This window comes from Klebsiella sp. LTGPAF-6F, assembly GCF_001753185.1.
GTDB classification, from domain to species: domain Bacteria; phylum Pseudomonadota; class Gammaproteobacteria; order Enterobacterales; family Enterobacteriaceae; genus Klebsiella; species Klebsiella michiganensis.
Map to the genome: position 1 here is coordinate 24,131 of NZ_CP017451.1, position 17,942 is coordinate 42,072.

Annotated in this window: 10 protein-coding genes and 8 pseudogenes; 8 read left to right on the forward strand and 10 right to left on the reverse strand. The window is 49.4% G+C overall.

Annotation, left to right across the window (positions count from 1 at the left end; genetic code table 11):
• Positions 1 to 120 precede the first annotated feature (120 nt).
• The 4 genes and pseudogenes from BJF97_RS29050 to BJF97_RS29065 all read right to left on the reverse strand — a co-directional run bounded on the left by BJF97_RS29050 (position 121) and on the right by BJF97_RS29065 (position 4,865).
• Positions 121 to 1,740, reverse strand: a pseudogene (locus BJF97_RS29050) (ISL3 family transposase).
• Between the two features lie 87 nt (positions 1,741 to 1,827).
• A pseudogene (locus BJF97_RS34470) lies at positions 1,828 to 2,345 on the reverse strand (transposase); the annotation flags it as partial.
• A 268-nt stretch (positions 2,346 to 2,613) separates the two neighbouring features.
• Positions 2,614 to 3,825, reverse strand: a complete 1,212-nt coding sequence (locus BJF97_RS29060) for a M24 family metallopeptidase (protein WP_048293675.1) — start codon at positions 3,823 to 3,825, stop codon at positions 2,614 to 2,616.
• Between the two features lie 86 nt (positions 3,826 to 3,911).
• Complete coding sequence (locus BJF97_RS29065) at positions 3,912 to 4,865, reverse strand: LysR substrate-binding domain-containing protein (RefSeq protein ID WP_032413259.1); 954 nt, start codon at positions 4,863 to 4,865, stop codon at positions 3,912 to 3,914.
• Positions 4,866 to 5,021: 156 nt separating this feature from the next.
• Here BJF97_RS29065 and BJF97_RS29070 point away from each other — a divergent pair, with 156 nt between their 5' ends.
• Genes BJF97_RS29070 through BJF97_RS29090 form a run of 5 tightly spaced genes read left to right on the forward strand, consistent with a single transcriptional unit; the run spans position 5,022 to position 9,009 of the window.
• Positions 5,022 to 5,870, forward strand: coding sequence for a transporter substrate-binding domain-containing protein (locus BJF97_RS29070; RefSeq protein ID WP_004118155.1), 849 nt, complete (start codon positions 5,022 to 5,024; stop codon positions 5,868 to 5,870).
• A 23-nt stretch (positions 5,871 to 5,893) separates the two neighbouring features.
• Complete coding sequence (locus BJF97_RS29075) at positions 5,894 to 6,565, forward strand: amino acid ABC transporter permease (protein ID WP_040216852.1); 672 nt, start codon at positions 5,894 to 5,896, stop codon at positions 6,563 to 6,565.
• Complete coding sequence (locus BJF97_RS29080) at positions 6,562 to 7,224, forward strand: amino acid ABC transporter permease (RefSeq protein WP_040216854.1); 663 nt, start codon at positions 6,562 to 6,564, stop codon at positions 7,222 to 7,224. Before BJF97_RS29075 ends, BJF97_RS29080 begins: the two co-directional genes overlap by 4 nt.
• A gap of 4 nt (positions 7,225 to 7,228) precedes the next feature.
• Positions 7,229 to 8,047, forward strand: a complete 819-nt coding sequence (locus tag BJF97_RS29085; RefSeq protein WP_049162715.1) for an amino acid ABC transporter ATP-binding protein — start codon at positions 7,229 to 7,231, stop codon at positions 8,045 to 8,047.
• Positions 8,044 to 9,009, forward strand: a complete 966-nt coding sequence (locus BJF97_RS29090; RefSeq protein WP_048293677.1) for a DMT family transporter — start codon at positions 8,044 to 8,046, stop codon at positions 9,007 to 9,009. Before BJF97_RS29085 ends, BJF97_RS29090 begins: the two co-directional genes overlap by 4 nt.
• A gap of 346 nt (positions 9,010 to 9,355) precedes the next feature.
• Here the strand turns inward: BJF97_RS29090 and BJF97_RS29095 are convergent.
• A pseudogene (locus BJF97_RS29095) lies at positions 9,356 to 10,135 on the reverse strand (IS110 family transposase); the annotation flags it as partial.
• Positions 10,130 to 10,672, reverse strand: a pseudogene (locus tag BJF97_RS34850) (Tn3 family transposase); the annotation flags it as partial. The pseudogenes BJF97_RS29095 and BJF97_RS34850, both read right to left, overlap by 6 nt.
• Here BJF97_RS34850 and BJF97_RS33260 point away from each other — a divergent pair.
• Positions 10,670 to 10,999 (forward strand): annotated as a pseudogene (locus tag BJF97_RS33260) (transposase); the annotation flags it as partial. The pseudogenes BJF97_RS34850 and BJF97_RS33260 sit on opposite strands and share 3 nt — an antisense overlap.
• 294 nt (positions 11,000 to 11,293) lie before the next feature.
• Positions 11,294 to 12,160: pseudogene (locus BJF97_RS29100) on the forward strand (IS3 family transposase); the annotation flags it as partial.
• Between the two features lie 11 nt (positions 12,161 to 12,171).
• Here BJF97_RS29100 and BJF97_RS33270 read toward each other — a convergent pair.
• Positions 12,172 to 12,521, reverse strand: a pseudogene (locus BJF97_RS33270) (IS1-like element transposase); the annotation flags it as partial.
• Positions 12,522 to 12,921: 400 nt separating this feature from the next.
• On the opposite strand from BJF97_RS33270, the pseudogene BJF97_RS33275 reads away from it, so the two are divergent.
• Positions 12,922 to 13,023, forward strand: a pseudogene (locus BJF97_RS33275) (antirestriction protein ArdA); the annotation flags it as partial.
• A 123-nt stretch (positions 13,024 to 13,146) separates the two neighbouring features.
• Here BJF97_RS33275 and BJF97_RS29110 read toward each other — a convergent pair.
• From BJF97_RS29110 to BJF97_RS29120, 3 genes are read right to left on the reverse strand one after another with little or no spacing between them, the layout of a single operon-like run.
• Positions 13,147 to 14,139 carry a thioesterase, FlK family gene (locus BJF97_RS29110; protein ID WP_004118901.1) on the reverse strand — a complete coding sequence of 331 codons (993 nt, stop codon included), beginning with the start codon at positions 14,137 to 14,139 and terminating at the stop codon, positions 13,147 to 13,149.
• Complete coding sequence (locus BJF97_RS29115) at positions 14,136 to 15,725, reverse strand: class I adenylate-forming enzyme family protein (protein ID WP_032413277.1); 1,590 nt, start codon at positions 15,723 to 15,725, stop codon at positions 14,136 to 14,138. Before BJF97_RS29115 ends, BJF97_RS29110 begins: the two co-directional genes overlap by 4 nt.
• 36 nt (positions 15,726 to 15,761) lie before the next feature.
• Positions 15,762 to 17,168: a purine-cytosine permease family protein gene (locus tag BJF97_RS29120; RefSeq protein WP_048293679.1), complete on the reverse strand. Its 1,407-nt coding sequence runs from the start codon at positions 17,166 to 17,168 to the stop codon at positions 15,762 to 15,764.
• Positions 17,169 to 17,942 lie beyond the last annotated feature (774 nt).

Sequence of the window (17,942 nt, forward strand, 5' to 3'; positions counted from 1 at the left end):
TACCGTAAAAATAGCACTATGGATGCCTCGGTCAAGTGTCAACAATGAGTAAAAAGTGATCCACTAACCGTCAACACCAACGGTCTAATATTGGGTCTTCCGCAACTTGGGTGGAGATTTTCATGCCAGAGGACACATCACCCGACGCCTCAGTAACTCGAATCCTGCCCGACCATACATTTGCCGTTTCAGCATCTTCAGGCGATTTACATGGCCCTCGACAACACCGTTGCTCCATCTGCTGATTATGGCTTCGTGTATTGCTGTTGCATCGGCTTCCATCCCGGCAGCAACGCGCTGAAGATCAACGAGCCCACTCTGACTGACGTCAGAGAACCATTGATTTAACTGTGATTTATTTTTCGTTTTCAGCATCCGGTAGAAGTCGAGGGACAGCTGTTGTGCCATTTTCAGTTGAGGTTCTTTCTGGCACATTGACTCGATAAAGCGGGACGCATAGTTTTCTTCACCTCTGATCATTCGCCAGGGCATTAACCAGCGACTGACCCGGGATGCAGAGGGAAGTCGACCCGGGGAGACAGACGGAGCATTAGACTGCTTACGCCACTTAGACACAGCATCTCTAACAGTCGTTTCACTCCCGGCAAAACCAGCGTCAACCATCTCCTGCCATAGTTGCCGGGCATTATGGTTACCATTTATACGTTGTCTTTCCAGCCATTCATGCCACGTGTCAAGAAGTCCGGGCCTTGGCGGTTTTGTTGATATTTCAGGGAACGCCTTCGACTGCATCCACCGACGAACTGTCACGCGGGATAGCCCGGTGATGCGTGATATTTCTCTGATCCCGTGAGCTTTTTTATGAAGAGAGTCGACCTCAGCCCAGCGTTGATACCGTTTGTCACGCCTCTGCCGTTTAATGCGCTCAGGGCGACGTAGTGTTGAGACAGGTGCCAGAGACACTTCTGCGTCCTGTTTTTTGGGTGACATCTCAGTAGTAACCTGTCGTATCAATGGCATATGCCTGTATATCATGCGTTCCAGCGCATCGCCGATGTTCTTCAACAGATGCCAGCGATCGGCCACCTGTATTGCCTGCGGTGCACCATCGCGAGCGGCTAAAGCATAGATACCGCCACGATCTCGTGAAACAACCTGTATCTCCGGGTATTTTTTAAACCATGCAACCAGAGTGCGCTGCTCCCGACCGGGCAGTAGTACCAGAGGGCGATGCGTATCGAGGTTAACAATAAGCGTTCCGTATCTGTGGCCCCGATGCCATGCCCACTCGTCGATACCGACATGCCGGGGCCGGTTCTCTGTCTGCTCCGGAGCCTGAACTACTCTGCGCAGCAACGTATCCGGGCTTGTCTGCATTCCTGAGGCTACCGCGGCCCGTCTTCCAGCCTCTCCCCCAGCAATGAGTCCCAGTTGATGCTGTAAATTTTGAAGTTACGCTGAAGACTGCTGCTGCGGACCAGCAAAAGGAGCCAGTGATTCCGCAAAGATTTTGCGTGAACAGGACGGATTACGGCAGTACCAGTGCCGGACAGCAAAGATTAACCAGATCGTCCGGCCGGAGCATGGGAGGTGTTGTATCCGGCGCCGCCGACAACTATGGACAGAGCGGCTGCGCTTAAGGCATTCAGGGCATAATGCTGTTTTACGTGTAGCACGAAGATGGATGGTTATCCCATCAGGACTAACAACTTGTCGGCTGGGTTGCCACCCGCAAGGCAGTTGCAAAAGCGTCTTAAGTGAAGGCATAGCGTTATCCATAACTTAAAACAGCTTAGATCCTTGTTAACTAAAAAGTTTCATTGATTTTCTTCCACCTAGGTTGCGGAAGACCCAGTTTTGCACCGTTGATAACAGATAGATGCGGTAAACCCGCTTGTGGTTGTCATGAAGGCCCTCCCGGCGCAATAACTGCAAAATGCGCCGGTAACCAAATCGCCGGCGTTCAATTGCCACCTCTGTGATCCGTAGAGACAGTTGCGGGTCAGCAGCCGGACGCTGGGCCGAATAACGGCAGGTTGAAAGTGACAGACCGGCCAGACTTCAGGCACGACCCATTGACTCACACATGACCTCCACGGCTTTCCACTTCTGGTCTGTCCTCAGAACTTTCGGCCCAGAGCCACCTGAAGCGCCTCCTTATCCAGCCTTGCTTCGGCAAGCAGCTTCTTGAGCCGAGCGTTCTCCTCTTCAAGCGACTTGAGCCGCTTCACTTCGGCTACTTCCATGCCGCCGAACCTCTTGCGACAGGAGTAAAAGGTGGCGTCTGAAATGGCATGCTTGCGGCAGAGTTCCCGGGCCGAAACCCCGGCTTCTGCCTAACGGAGAATACTGATGATCTGTTCATCGGAAAATCGCTTCTTCATGGGGATGTCCTCATGTGGCTTATGAATACATTACTAATATTGGGGTATGTTAATAAACGCTGGGTAGGTCACATTGAGTACTACATGACAATAAAACACTATCAATGATTTAGAGTCATTTCCACTGAACTGATCTGAGGAAGATAGAGCATCACATTATTTCCTGTTGAATTTAGATAATGACGCTAATATTACAAAGCCGGCCAAAATAATCAGCACCAGAAGGTGCTGATATATTGATGCATTCTACATTAGGCATGCTTATCTGCTATTTTTCTATAATGTTATGCTCAGGACCATAAGGGAAATGCGTAATGTTCTCTGCTGCATTTTCGGTGACTACCAGGATATCGTGTTCGCGATAACCGCCGTGTCCCGGCATGTTCTCTGGCAGCATGATCATCGGTTCCATTGAGACTACCATTCCCGGCGCTAAAACGGTTTCAATATCCTCGCGTAATTCTAAACCAGCTTCGCGGCCATAATAGTGGCTCAGTACGCCGAAGGAGTGACCATAGCCAAAAGTCCGATACTGCAGCAGGTCATGCTCGCGATAAATTTCATTGAGCGAGGCGGCGATATCGCAACAACGGGCGCCAGGGCGAATGAGCGCCTGACCACGGCGGTGCACCTCACAGTTGATCTCCCAGTGACGCAATTGCTCATCGCTAGGCTGACCGAGGAACAGTGTACGCTCCAGCGCGGTATAGTAGCCGGCAATCATGGGAAAACAGTTCAGTGATAAAATATCCCCTTGCTTGAGGCGACGGCTCGTCACCGGATGGTGAGCACCGTCGGTATTCAGGCCAGACTGAAACCACGTCCAGGTATCGCGCAATTCAACATGCGGCAAGCGTTTCGCGATTTCCCGGGTCATCGCCGAGGTGGCTGCCAGGGCAACGTCATACTCCGGAACATCTTCGGCAATCGCTGCGACGCATGCCGCGCCGCCGAGGTCGGCGACCTGAGCACCAATTTTAATCAGCGCAATCTCTTCGGCAGACTTAATCATGCGCATACGCATCGTCGCCGGTGCAATATCAATAAACTGTGTCTGAGAAAGGTAATGGCAAAATTTAGCGCGCTGTTCGATCGTTACATGATCGCCTTCCAGTGCAATCCGCCGGCTATTATCAGGAACCACTTTACGTACTGCACGGTAATAATTATCGCGCTGCCAGTCCGTGTAAACGATATTTGCACCGTAGCTGCGGCGCCATCCCTGACCTCCATCGATATTGGTGGTAATTAAAAATGACTGGCTCGGTGTCACTACCAAGGCATACTGGCGACCAAAACTACAATATAAAAAATCGCCGTAGTAATTAATATTATGAATCGAAGTTAAAATAACTGCATCAATGCTGTCTGCTTCCATGGTGGCCCGTAATCCCGACAGTCGGCGCTGCATCTCATGGGAGCTGAACGTTCCTTTAACTTTTTGCCCATTAGCTAATTCAATAATATCTGGCATGCTCATAATAAACTCCGTCGTTGATAATGGCGTGATGCCATCATCTGGAAAATGATATCTTGCTACAAACGGAGATTATTAATTTGCCGTCATTAGCCGGCCTTATGCAGCGTATATTCACCGAGAATTTGCGTTCGCTCTGCAATATGACGTGCGGTTTCTTGTGTCAGCCAGTTAATCAACGCCTGAACGCGTGGCCGTTTCTCATTATTACGCGGGCAGGTTAACCACACCTGTCCGTCTTCGACGATATCGGTAAAAGGGCGAATCAGTGCGCCATTGCTCACTTCCGTCGCACACAAAGAGTGACGGCTTAAGGCGATTCCTTGGCCGGCGCAGGCGGCCTGGAGTACGAGGTCGGCGCGGGAAAATCCGGTTCCCGCCTCGACATTCAGGTCATAGAGCCCGAGGCGGGCAAAATAGGAGCGCCAATGGGTGCTATAGGCATTTTGCGGCATGGAATCATGCAGTAAGCGCAAACCACAGAGTTCGCTGTAACTGCGCAGATGCCGTGTTTTCAACAAATCCGGACTGATCACGGGATAGATCACATCGTTGAACAGATGCCGTTGAATTAGATTTTTATCATCAACCCAAAAAGGAGTGATGGCGATATCGACCGCGTCAGATTTAAAATTGGCGGGCGTCATATCGGCATCAATTTCCAGGCTGATAGGGTACTGCTCATAAAACTGATGCAATCGGGGAAGCAGCCATTTGGTGGCAAAGGACGGCATAACCCGAATCTTTATGGTGCCCTCAAGGGTTTCTTCACCGGTTTGGTGCAACGTAGTTTCGAGGATGGCAAAGGCCTGGCGCACTCCGATAAACAGTTGTTCACCCTGCGGGGTTAAGCGTAGTCCCGCGGGAGTGCGGTGAAAGACCAGATAGCCAAGCTGCTGCTCAAGCGATTGAATTTTTTGGCTTACTGCACTCTGAGTAAGAAAAAGATCCTGCGCGGCACGGGTAAAACTGAGATTGCGCGCTGCGGCATCAAAGTAGCGTAAACCGTCGAGAGACGGCAAACCTGGTTTTCGTTGCATCATCGGTTTCTCTGTTGCTAAATAACCTGTAATAAGCACTATTCATGCCAAAATCACCATTAGCCGTGCTAATAGTTATCAGTTAGAAACCACCGTTTGTCGCCGCTCAGCGAATGAATAAATATTATCAGCGTCATTCAAACTCGCGGAGAAACACTGATGAAAAATAAACTGTGGCTATTACTTTCAATGTCTGCCTTACAACTTTCACCATTATTGATATCTACGGCCCAGGCTGATTTACTGGATGATATTAAGCAAAAAAAAGAAATAGTGATTGCCACCGAAGCGCGCTATGCTCCTTTTGAAATGCTTGAAGATGGCAAAATAGTCGGTCTGGGAAAAGATATTCTCACGGAAGTGATGAAAGGATTACCCGGGGTGAAAGTGGTTCAGCTGGATATTCCATTTCAAGGGATTTTACCCGGCCTGGAAAGCAAACGATTTGACTTTGTGGCAACTTCTTTAACCATCACTCGCGATCGTGAAGCAAAATTTGCTTTTACCGCTCCCTTTTCTGACGCCAGCGTGGCCATTCTGAAACGCAAAGGGGATAGCCGCATTAATAGCGCCAAAGATCTCCAGGGCATGATTGTCGCCAGCCAGGCCGGGGCGCCGCAAATTGCGGTGCTAAAAGAATATGAAGCATCGGTACTTAAACCCACCACCGGTCACGGCGTTAAAGAAATAAAAGCCTTTATTGATTATAACGAAGCCTATGCGGCATTAGCGGCGCACCGTGTTGATGCGGTTGTGCAATCGCTGCCGAACCTCGCGCCGTTGGTAAAGACCCGTGGTGATACGTTTGAAATTGTACGCCCACCGTTTGGCCCGGCCACCTGGTACGCATGGGCCGGAAGAAAGGATGCGGATAGCGCCTCACTGGTCAAATTTATCAGCGACGGCATTGTGCAGTTGAATAAATCGGGAAAACTGGCGCAACTACAAACGAAGTGGCTGGGTTTTTCTATGGCCGTTCCTGAGCAAGTTCCGACCCCGGCAAACTAATTTGATGGATACAGGAGGGCAATATGTTTGATATTTCAGTGGTGTTTCCCTATTTCCCTCAGCTATTAATTGGCGTGCTCAGTACTCTGGCTGTATCGCTGAGCGCGATTGTCATAGGATTGATCCTCGGTTGGTTAATTTGCCTGGGGTTAAACTCTCCGCGGCGTCTCGTGCGTTGTTTTTGCAAAACCTATGTCAGTTTTTATCGTGGAACGCCGTTACTGGTCCAGTTGATATTAATATTTTATGCTTTGCCAGCCGTAGGGATCACGCTTTCACCATTGCTGGCGGCGGTTGTGGCTCTCTCATTAAATACCGCAGCCTTTCAAGGAGAGATTCTTCGGGCTGGCTTTAAAATGTTGCCCAAAGGCCAACTGGAGGCGGCACGAGATTTTGGTTTTTCAGCGGCGCAAACGCTGTTTTATATTCAGATGCCGCAGGTGTTGCGCGCCATGATGCCGGCTTTGATTAATGAAACTATCGATATTATCAAAAACTCGGCATTGGTCTCGGTGGTGGCGGTCCATGAGTTGATGAGAGTGACTCAAACGCTGGCCTCAACCACCTATCGGCCGCTGGAGTTTTATACGGCATGCGGTCTCCTTTATTTTCTGACCTCGTGGGGGCTGAGTATTGTTGGCACCAGGTTAGAGAAAAACCGCTCATCTTCGGCTCAAAGGGTATTAGCACAATGAATGTTGAAATACTTTTTACCTATAAAGATGCCATTGCCGCCGGTATTTTAATGACCCTAAAAATGAGTCTCGGCGGTATCCTGCTGGGGCTGGCGATCGGGCTGTGTTTTTTTCTTCTCGAAAGACAAAAACCGGCTTTATTTAATGTGATATATCATACATGGATTAATGTGTTTCGCGGCACGCCGTTACTGGTGCAGCTCTTTTTAGTCTTTTATGGTGGACCCTATATAGGTATTAATCTCGAGGCGCAACAGGTCGGGGTACTGTGCCTGGGATGTTATGGTTCCGCTTATTTTGCGGAAATATTTCGTGCGGGTCGCAATGCTGTCTCAGGTGGGCAAGTTGAAGCGGCGGCAGACCTGGGGTTAAGTCCATGGCAAATATTTACTTTCATTGTCTGGCCGCAAATGCTCGCGCGCATTATCCAGCCATTGATTGGCCAGAGCGTCATTTTGGTAAAAGAGTCGTCGGTGCTATCCATTATTACGGTCGGTGAACTCACCAATACCGCCATGACCATTGCTAACCAGACCTATGCGATGGTTGAAATCTACGCCTTAATGGCCATTGTCTATTGGGGGATCGCGATCGGTATATCCCGTCTGGGTAATAAAATAGAGCGCCATTATTCTTATTCTCAATTAAGCCGAGGTTAATACTATGCGTGATTATGCTATTGAGATTAACAACCTCAATAAACATTATGGCGAAAACCATGTTCTACGTGGCATCGATGTCAGCATTTCTCCCGGAGAAGTCATCTGCGTGATTGGTGGCTCAGGGTCGGGTAAATCCACACTGTTACGCTGTATTAACTTTTTGGAAGATTATAGCTCCGGCAGCATTCTGGTGAATGGCGAGAACGTCGGCTATGAACCTCTCGGCGGGGAAAAACGCCGGCGTTTAAGCGACAAGGAAAACCGTCAGGCTTTACGCGACGTCTGTATGGTCTTTCAGCAGTTTAATTTGTGGCCGCATATGACGGTACTCGATAACGTAGCCACGCCGTTGCGGCGGGTTAAAAAGGTCTCCCGCGAAGCAGCCTACGCCGAAGCGAAAACGCAACTGGCACGGGTTGGTCTGGCAGACAAAGCCGATAGCTGGCCCGCGATGTTATCCGGTGGTCAGCAGCAGCGCGTTGCCATCGCCCGGGCATTGACCATGAAACCCGCCATTATGCTGTTCGATGAACCGACTTCAGCGCTTGATCCGGAGCTGGTCGGGGAGGTGCTAAAGGTCATCCGCAATCTTGCCGATGATGGTATGACCATGATGATTGTGACCCATGAGATGGGGTTTGCCGCTAAAGTCTCCGATCGGGTGCTGTTTCTTGCCGATGGCTGCATTGAAGAGCAGGGAGCACCGGCGCAACTGTTCCATCAGCCGAAAAGCCCGCGGCTGCAGTATTTTTTGTCGTCGTGGAGTGAGCGCCAGTCGGGGGCTAGATTACCTGAAAGGGCATTGAAGGAGTCAGCATGAAGCAAGGGATTACATTTGGCGTACTCGCTGGCGCATGCTGGGGATTCATCTTCCTGCCACCGGTACTGCTACCCGAGATCTCACCACTGCTGTTAACCTGCGGTCGCTTTGCTACCTATGGGATACTGGCGGCAATATTACTTATACCTCAATGGCGCAACATTGCCCGTGTATGGCATCATCGCGATCTGCTGACGCTAATCCGTCTTTCGCTGATGAGCAATGTTTTCTATTTTCTGCTCGTCGCGGTGGCCGTACAGCAGGTCGGTATTGCCGCGACATCGTTAGTGATAGGTTTAATTCCGGTGATGGTTCCGGTGCTTGGTCGCAGGGACCAGCATGCTCCGCCCTTCAGGCAATTATTGCTGCCGATGACGGCTATCATTGCTGGTGTGGTGCTGATTAATCTGCATGCGATACAAACATCCTCGCACCAAGTTACAGAAGGAAAACGGCAGATGCTGGGGATCCTTTGTGCCTTCGCTGCATTACTGTGCTGGAGCCGTTACGCTGTCGAGAACTCCCGCTGTCTGAAAAACCTCCCTTACACCAGTAACCAGTGGTCTCTCCTGATAGGCCTGTGTACGGGATGTATTTCGGTACTGCTATGGCTCATCGCCAGTATATTCAGGTTTTCTGCAGTTGACTTGTCGTTACCGGAACACACTCAAACACTCTTTTGGATAACGAACATGATGTTAGCCGTGGTCTCCTCATGGCTGGGATATCTGGCGTGGAATATCTGTTCCCGGCGTCTTCCGGTATCACTGACAGGGCAGATGGTGGTTTTTGAAACCCTTTTCGCGCTGCTATATGGTTTTATCTATTCACAGCGCATTCCGGATCTCCAGGAAAGTGCCGCTATTACGTTGTTAATTGGTGGGGTTATGTTTACGTTACATTACCATCAGCACAATCATGGCGGCGACGTGAGTAATACTTCAGAAGTCAATCGGAGTTGATTATGGCTTCACCAGATTCTGGTACTTGAATAGACTGGCCCCTGGAATCTTTAGACAGTTGGTATCACTTAAGTTATTGATAGTATTAATACTCATTTTTAGGCTAGTCGCTGGAATCCGGATCATTGGGGTCAGTTTGGATATCGAAAATTATTGTACTATAAGGGCTTCCCCGGCATGTCAACGCTGGTGTTTACGGTTTCTGTCTGCACTACAGTTAAAAATAAAGGGGAGAGACTGGGGTACTATAAACGGTCATAATGAATCGTTATCGATTCGGACCCTGATGAAAGACGCGCGTGAGGTTCTTGTTCGTTAAGCGGATACGTATATCCTGTACAATAGCCAGATACGAATCGCCAGCTTTCGTTATCCTGCCAAGATTCGACTTTCCGCAGCTGCTGTACTGCGATGGCGTAAGGCCCAGCCAGGCTGCCAGCTGGCGTCCATTCTTAAAATCATGTGCGTTACCGATACTGGCGACCAGCGCACAGGCCGTTGTGGGGCCTACGCCCTTCAATTCCATCAGCCTTTGACTGCGATGATCTGTTTTGGCCATGCGGGACAAAATCCGATCATATTCAGCTATGTTGGCTTCGATGCGAGCAACGTGCTCCAGCAAATCATCAACACATTGCTGAACCTGAAGTGGTAAAGAATCTTTCTGTGCAGAAACCATGTGTCGCAGGGAATCTGTACTTTGTGGCGCGATGACGCCGAATTCAGATATCAATCCTCGCAGGCGATTATACGTTGCTGTTTTCTCTTCTATAAATCCCTGACGGGAGCGGTGTAGGCATTGCATCGCCTGCTGGCTCTCATCCTTAACGGGTACAAACCGCATATGCGGGCGACGAACTGCTTCACAGATAGCTTGTGCATCAGCTGCATCATTTTTGCCTGATTTACCGGCCATGCGGTAAGGAGATACAAATTTAGCAGCCATCAGACGTGGTTCATGACCATATTGCCGGAACAGTCTTGCCCAGTAGTGAGCCCCGGAGCATGCCTCCATCCCGATAACACAGGGAGGTAAACTGGCAATCAGCTCAGGAAGGGCAGCACGCGATACTTTGGGTTTAACCAGAACAGTTTTACCATGCTGGTCAACTCAGTGAACAGCCAGCGCGTTACGGGCTTCACCTTTATTCAGCCCCGCCTGTACTCGCCGACAGAGTGCAGGATCGCGGAACCAGTCGAGCATAAACAGCGTTCGCTCAATGCGGCCAATTTCTCTCAGTGATTTGGCAAGTCCTTTTTGCTTCGGGTAGCTGGCTAGTTTTTTCAGCATCAGAGATGCTGTCACGGTTTCCTGCTTTATCGAGATCGCCAGACGCAGCACTTCACGCCAGTGAATTTCGATCTCTTTCAGATTCAGGCTGGTCGTTGATATCAGTGACTGAATCGCCGGGTATTGGTCAGCTTTCCCTTTGATAAACAGCTTCTTGTCGTGGAGATCCCTGATTCGCGGACATAACGCAAATCCCATCAGATGCATCAGGGCAAAGACATGATCGGTGAAACCAGCTGTATCGGTGTAATGCTCCCTGATTTCCAGGTCACTTTCGTGGTACAGCAAGCCATCGAGAACATGGGTTGAATCCCTGACCCGACTGATTATGCAGGTGTAAAACAGGCTGTATTGATCCGAAATATGGGTATAGGTAATGCACATGATTTTAAGAATGGGCGCCAGCTGGCAGCCTAGCTGGGACTGACACCATCGCAGTACAGCAGCGGCGGAAAGTCGAAGCTTGGCAGGATAACGAAAGCTGGCGATTCGTATCTGAGAACACTTCTGGTTCAGGGTGCCCGCTCGGTACTGATCGGGGCGGAGAAAAGGACTGATTTATTCAGTCGTTGGGTCTGCTCACTGGTCGAACGCAGAGGATACTGGCGCGCTGTTGTTGCCATCGCTGCCAAAAATGCAAGACTGTGCTGGGCATCATTGCATTACGGTGATGATTTCAGGTTGTACTCAGCCAGCTAAAGTACAAAGCTGTATGACCATCTGATCTGCAACTCGTTGATGATAAAGGGTTAGACCCCGTGAGGTATATCTGCTTATTGTACAGGGCAAGTGTACCCGACTAACGAACTAGAGCCTCACGAGCGTCTTTCATCAGGGTCCGAATCGATGACGATTCATCATGACCGTTTATAGTACCGCAGTCTCTCCCCTTTATTTTTTTACTATAGTGCAGACAGAAACCGTAAACACCGGCGTTGACATGCCGGGGAAGCCCTTATAGTACAATAATTTTCGATATCCAAACTGACCCCAATAAGCCTTGTCAGTCGTTGCCTCCGGGTCTCACGTGCGCAGCTGCATGCCATGGCCCGTAGGTCGAAGGACTGGCAGGGTCGTCGGTGCAAGCGCAAGCCTGATGATACTGAAGCGCTGGCCCTTATCCATACCGTTATCGGCGATCTGCCCACCTATGGTTATCGTCGGGTATGGGCACTGCTGCGCAGACAATCAGAAACTGACGACATGGCGGTGCTGAATGCCAAACGCGTATATCGCATCATGCGTCAGAATGCGCTGCTGCTTGAGCGTAAACCGGAAATACCGCCATCGAAGCGGGCGCATACAGGGAAAGTGGCCGTTGGAGAAAGTAACCAGCGGTGGTGCTCTGACGGCTTCGGGTTCAGCTGTGATAACGGTGAAAAACTGCGGGTCACGTTCGCGCTTGACTGCTGCGATCGCGAGGCACTTCACTGGGCGGTCACAACGGGTGGCTTCGACAGTGAAACCGTACAGGACGTCATGCTGGGAGCAGTGGAACGCCGCTTCGGCAGCAGCCTGCCGTCATCACCCGTTGAGTGGCTGACGGATAACGGTTCAGCCTACCGGACTCATCAGACGCATAGGTTCGCCAGAATGGTATGACTGGAGCCTGAACATACAGCAGTAAGCAGCCCGGAAAGCAACGGGATGGCAGAGAGCTTCGTCAAAACGATGAAGCGCGATTACATCAGCATCATGCCGAAGCCCGACGGGTTAACAGCGGTAAAGAACCTTGCGGAGGCCTTCGAACATTATAACGAATGGCATCCGCATAGTGCACTGGGATATCGTTCACCACGGGAATATCTGCGGCGGCGGACCAGTAATGGGTTAAGTGATAAAAAGTGTATGGAAATATAGGAGCCAACCCACCCGACGTAGCCCCTCTGCTCTTCCCTTTTTACGCAGACAATAACACCCCAGCCAGCCTTTATCCGCGAGGTTACTGACTGGGGACTGAGTTTTTTAAACGACGGAAAATGGTGTTCAGACCAATGCCGATAATGTGTGGACTGGCACGGCATCCAGAGCCATTTATAGTCATATCGATGATTTTCCTCTGGTGTGTACTGCGCTGTGAGGTTGTATAGGTGAAAGTGAGTGTCCATGGCTTACGGCACTGCCTGCAGAGATAATGCTGATGACCGGCAGTACTTTTGCCGTTACGGTCTACGCCTTCAGTCACAGCACAAGATGGCGATCCCACGTAAATGGAAGCCATAAAGCACCTCGAAAACACCATCCAACACAAAATCAATAAGTTGGTAGCACTACCCAAGATTTTGTGAATATCAACGACGCAATAAAAACGATGTTGCTACGCGCCACATTCATCCCGTTTAACGTTGACAGACGTGCCGCTACTATAGCTGGGCCACGACTGATGCAAGGGGAGCATAAACGCTGTCAACTTAACCCGGCCACATTTATTTCAAAGGCCCTAACCGCCATCTTCCCATCGTTTTCAGGTTCAATTTTCGCCGTCAAACCGCCCAGCCTCCTCCTGCTATTTACTCTGCAGCGGCTTCGGTGACGCCCTTGCATCCTCCGTTGTTCTCCCGTCACTTGTGTCGGCACAGTATAAGCCGGATCCCAGACGATATTGACCACGGAGGTTTTTTATGGGCAACACGACCACCACACCTGCTGCCTAGGTCGGCATTTACCACAATTATAACTGCGGTAGTATTTTCGGCAAATGGTTTGACCTAACGGAGTTTGACAGCAGGGTGGTTTACCGACCTTATCTCCTTTTCGGGTTTAACATAGGAAGTCCCAACTTTTATGCTGGTCTGAGTCTATAGTTGGGAGAAGCAAGCGTTAGCCTACTTCTCTCCGTCGGTGGCTCAGCAGCGCTCTCCCGCAGATGCCAGCCAAGTGTCCATCATATCAAGGCGGTCATTTCCCCAGAACAGTTTGCCATCGGCAAACACTGCTGGTGCACCAAATACCCCGCGAGCAATAGCTTCATCTGTGTTCGATACTATGGCTAGCTTCCGGGCTTCATCGCCGATGGAGGAGATGCACGCATTTTTATCCAGCCCTACTGAAGTGGCTAAGTCGCCTAAGATGGCAACATCGCTAATATCCAGACTTTGTGACCAATACGCCTGCATCACCTTGAAGGCGAATGCTTCTCCCAGCCCCTCTTCAACTGCATACAGGGTAGCTCGCAGCGCACGTGAAGGCCGCAACGGGAACTTAGGATGATAACTCAGTGGCAGCCGGCGAATGCGCGCCCAGTCCTGCATATCTTGTTTGAACCAGTTGACAAACGCTGGCGAGGCATCCAACGGTCTACGTCCACCTATGCGGTCAATCAAATTAGCCAGATGGAAGGGACGTAGTACTATCATTCTTCCGTACGCAGCGGCAATTTCTCTTAGACGGGGGAAGGCGAGGTAGCACCAAGGGCTGTGAAAATCAAAGAAAAACTCCAGCGGAGCTCCCTCTGGCAGTTTACCATCAGCACGTTCAAAACGGCTGAGTGGCGCTAGAGCACGTTCATGCTTACCGCTCATGATCAATGCTCCCGCTTGATGCGCCTGTACGAAAAACTGCAACCTTTTCTCGTCTGCGCTAATTAACGTCGCCGTACAGCGAACCTCCTGATAAGGCCAAGCGGGTTTATGATGATGTACGTCGACATGGGTTCCCACGCTCACCCAGCCGGACGGTAAGTCTTTTGCTACAGCATCGGCACTGGTCTCCTCCAATAGAGCGATCAACGCTGGTGTCGACACCACTTTCACACCCGTGTTGCCAATTGCAGCTGCTGTTTGGTGTGGCCCAGGGGTGAAGACGCATGTATGTGGATAGCCTGTCACACTCATTTTCATAAAAGCTCCTTCAGTTGCCCATCAAGGGCTGCGCTTTTCAACATGCGCTTTAGGATCTTCCCGCTTGACGTCATCGGCCATTCTACGATGGTAAAGACCCGAGCAGGATGTTTAAAACCAGCTATTTTTCCAACACAGGCTTTTCTTATTTCATCTTTGGATAACGGCTTGGTGGACTCAATAGCGGCGGCTACCACTTCGCCGTAAAATTTATCGGGTAGAGCGAAGACTGCAACTTCAGTGATCGACGGATGCTCACGCAGCAGATTTTCTATCTCTACAGGATAGATATTTTCACCACCGCGAATGATCATATCGCGCAGGCGTCCTCCTACCAGTTCGACCCTACCATCGATGTTTAGCCGACCGAGATCGCCCGTATTCATCCAGCCTTGAGGATCGATGCAGCGAGCGGTTTCCTCCGCATCTCGATGATATCCCAACATGACCATTGGCCCACGAACCTGTAGCTGGCCGATTTCCCCGTGGGGGAGTACCACTCCGGTATTCGGATCGCAGACCTGCACTTCAACTCCAGGTAAGGGCAAGCCAGCGGTGGCAAAGCGCTGGGGACTTTGCCAGTAATCTAACGCTATCAGTGTGCTGGCTTCCGTCTGCCCGTAAACCTGAACCAACCCATTAATAGGAAACGCCCGCGCGCACTGTTCCAGAAGTCTCGGATCGCAGTCTGCACCCCCGCAGGTACCGGTACGCAAAGACGAGAGATCGAAATATGGTCTGTCCGGATGCTCTAACATCGCTAAGTAGGACGTGGGGACTCCCGTCAGAACTGTACAGCGCTCCCGTTCTATCAGCGAAAGCATTTGTCCGGCGTCGAAAGCACGCATACCCAAATATGTCGCACCAGCTGTCAGGCATGCCAGAATATTCATGATGCAACCTGCACAGTGGAAGAGCGGAATAATGGATGTCCAGCGATCCATCGCCGTCACTTCCAGCCGCTGCACGGTGCCCCAGGCATTCATCATTATTCCTTCCATACAGAGTTCTGCGCCTTTAGGCCGTCCAGTAGTACCAGAAGTATATTGGATGCTAGCCAACTCTCTGGGGGACCATACCCACTCCGTCAGTTCAGCCAAAACGGGTTGGCGCATTACTGCTTCATATTCCATATCATCGAAGTTAATAATGTCTCTTAGGCTAGGGAGTTGAGGATGAATCGCTCGTACCATGGCTAAATATTCGCTGGAGCGAAAACGTTCGGACAGCAAGATGGCAACCACTTGGCTGTGATCGAGAACGTGGCGTAAATCATTATCACGGAAATGTGTATTAACAGGCACCAGTATCGCACCTAAGGCCGAAATTGCAATCTGGGCAACTGGCCACTCAATACGATTTTCTGCCAACAGAGCCACAGGGTCACCCGCTTTTACACCACGACGACTTAGCTCTAGCGCCAACTTGTCGACACTGTCAAGCCAACCTCTGAAGGTCATTCGTTGATTACCAGCATCGAATACCAGCGCTTCTTTATCAGGCCATTTTTCTGCATAATGACGCAGTAAACGGTATGGCGTATTAAGCGACGTTTTTTCGGAAAATGGGTCAACAATATATTTCATGTATGGATCCTTTTCTTGGGATTATTATTGTTACTGTTAATCAGCAGCCTGTATTTTCATAGAAGCGGGGGGCAATATTCTGCTGTAAATGTAATACACTATGCCGGTGCCAATCAGGCCAACTAACCAAGAGATATCTGCGCCATCCAACAAGCTTGCAATCGGACCAGTGTAAATACTGCTGGAAACAAAAGGAAGTTCCATTAATAAGCCAATGAAGTAAATGGAAATTACACTCCAGTTCCAGCGGCCATATATTCCTTGTGGATCGTTTAATGCCTGCAGGTCGCATTTTGAACGATGCCCCCACTGCCAGTCAGCCAGACAAATTGCACTCCAGGGAGAAATAAAGGTCAGTAGAAATAATAAAAAAGAAGAAAAAGCGTGAATGAAGCTTCCCGAGCCCCATAACGCAATGGAAACAGCTAACAAAATCATGGCTGATACATAAATAAATCGATGACCGACAGAGACGGTTGCTTTTCCTCTGAAACCATTCACCAGCGTCGCACTCGACATATAACTGCTATACGCATTCAATGTCATCATGGTTATTTTGCCGAAGCCTACGACAAAGTAAAGCAAAGATGCGACGAGACCGGATGCCCCCAGATTTACAACGAATTCTACTTCATGTCCGGTAAATGCCACTCCGGCAATAGCGGCGGAAAAAACACCAAATGTCATGGCTGCCTGAGAGCCCAGCGTTGTTCCAGAGGCGGCGGCAAAGAACACTTTCAGTTTTGATGTATCCGTAGGGAGGTAACGTGAATAATCTCCGACATAGGGGCCATAAGCAATTTGCCAGGCCGCCGCCAGTGAAATGGAAAGGATAAACTGGTTGAGAATAAACTTTCTCTGTTCTAGAAGACTGCTAATATTATGGCCAGCTAATAATGCAACGAACATGTAAATAAATGCAATGATGCCGACCACACTCGCGATCCGTGCTAAAGAATGTATGGCGCGGTAGCCTAAGGTGGCAACCAAGATCGTGATGACACCGAATAAAACGATACCCTGCCATTCTGCGGCATTCAAAATTTTTGCCACGGCCTGTCCTGCCAGCAAGGTGCCTCCAGCAGAGAACCCTATATATAAAAAACTTACCAGTAAAAGAGGGATGACCGCGCCATAAACACCAAATTGCATACGGCTTCGAATCATTTGTGGCAGTCCTGTAGCTGGCCCTTGTATGGCCTGTAGCCCCATTATGATACTGCCTAATATCTGACCTATAAATAAACCGATTAATGACCAGAAAACATCGCCGCCTAATACAACGGCCAACGCGCCGGTCACAATAGCGGTAATATTAAGGTTAACCCCTAGCCATAATGTAAACTGTCCCATAGCGCTGCCGAAGCGCTCATTATCAGGTACATAATCGATTGACCGTCTTTCTATAACCGTGTGCTTTACAGTGCTAGTGGAATGTTTCATAGATGAATCCTTTGAAAATTACAAGCATATAATCTGAACGGTACGCTGCCTGCTAGCAACATTTACTCGTTCTGCTATAGGCCGCCTACTGTCATCAACATGAAGACTTAAACCTCTGCCTTTCTGCGATTCAGTCTTTAATACCCGTTTTTTTTGCAGTGCCCCGATAAATTAGGGTGCCGATACCTTGACGATAAACGTGTTTTGACGTCATACGCCACTACTCCTCATGGGATAAACCTCATATCATTGATTCGAATACCTCAGAAATTAACTACTCTCAGATATTAATTAAGCATGACGTAGTATCATCTTCGATCGTGATGTATTTTTTCCTCCGCCTGAAGTACTCGGCAGTCTCGGGTTCTGGTTATCAACCACCACAAAGTCAGAGCCATCATGTTTAATTCTGTGATTGAAGGTACTCATCGTAATAACCGCCCCTTTACTTTGGTTGTTGGATTTTTCTCATAAAATATAAGCTGTAAGAAAGATTTAATGTACAGGCCTGCATATACAACCTGCATTAGCCATGCCATGATTGCGCACTAAAACATAAAAATTTGAATTTAAAGCAGTTATTTTTATCTCTGCTGGTTTTACCAGAGCGGAGTTTTGTAAAGTATCCTCAAAGAAATCAATTGTTGATAAAATGTAAGCATGACATGCCCCATTACAGGGATAAACACTTAACATTTGCACCACAATTGAGCAATGAAGTTATCCACTAGATAATCATTAGCTATTCATTTATATAAAATATTATATCCTCCT

Excerpts from the sequence above, each read along its gene's own strand:
- BJF97_RS29060 (WP_048293675.1), bottom strand. The coding sequence starts at position 3,825 with ATGAGCATGCCAGATATTATTGAATTAGCTAATGGGCAAAAAGTTAAA.
- BJF97_RS29065 (WP_032413259.1), bottom strand. The coding sequence starts at position 4,865 with ATGATGCAACGAAAACCAGGTTTGCCGTCTCTCGACGGTTTACGCTAC.
- BJF97_RS29070 (WP_004118155.1), top strand. The coding sequence starts at position 5,022 with ATGAAAAATAAACTGTGGCTATTACTTTCAATGTCTGCCTTACAACTT.
- BJF97_RS29075 (WP_040216852.1), top strand. The coding sequence starts at position 5,894 with ATGTTTGATATTTCAGTGGTGTTTCCCTATTTCCCTCAGCTATTAATT.
- BJF97_RS29080 (WP_040216854.1), top strand. The coding sequence starts at position 6,562 with ATGAATGTTGAAATACTTTTTACCTATAAAGATGCCATTGCCGCCGGT.
- BJF97_RS29085 (WP_049162715.1), top strand. The coding sequence starts at position 7,229 with ATGCGTGATTATGCTATTGAGATTAACAACCTCAATAAACATTATGGC.
- BJF97_RS29090 (WP_048293677.1), top strand. The coding sequence starts at position 8,044 with ATGAAGCAAGGGATTACATTTGGCGTACTCGCTGGCGCATGCTGGGGA.
- BJF97_RS29110 (WP_004118901.1), bottom strand. The coding sequence starts at position 14,139 with ATGAAAATGAGTGTGACAGGCTATCCACATACATGCGTCTTCACCCCT.
- BJF97_RS29115 (WP_032413277.1), bottom strand. The coding sequence starts at position 15,725 with ATGAAATATATTGTTGACCCATTTTCCGAAAAAACGTCGCTTAATACG.
- BJF97_RS29120 (WP_048293679.1), bottom strand. The coding sequence starts at position 17,168 with ATGAAACATTCCACTAGCACTGTAAAGCACACGGTTATAGAAAGACGG.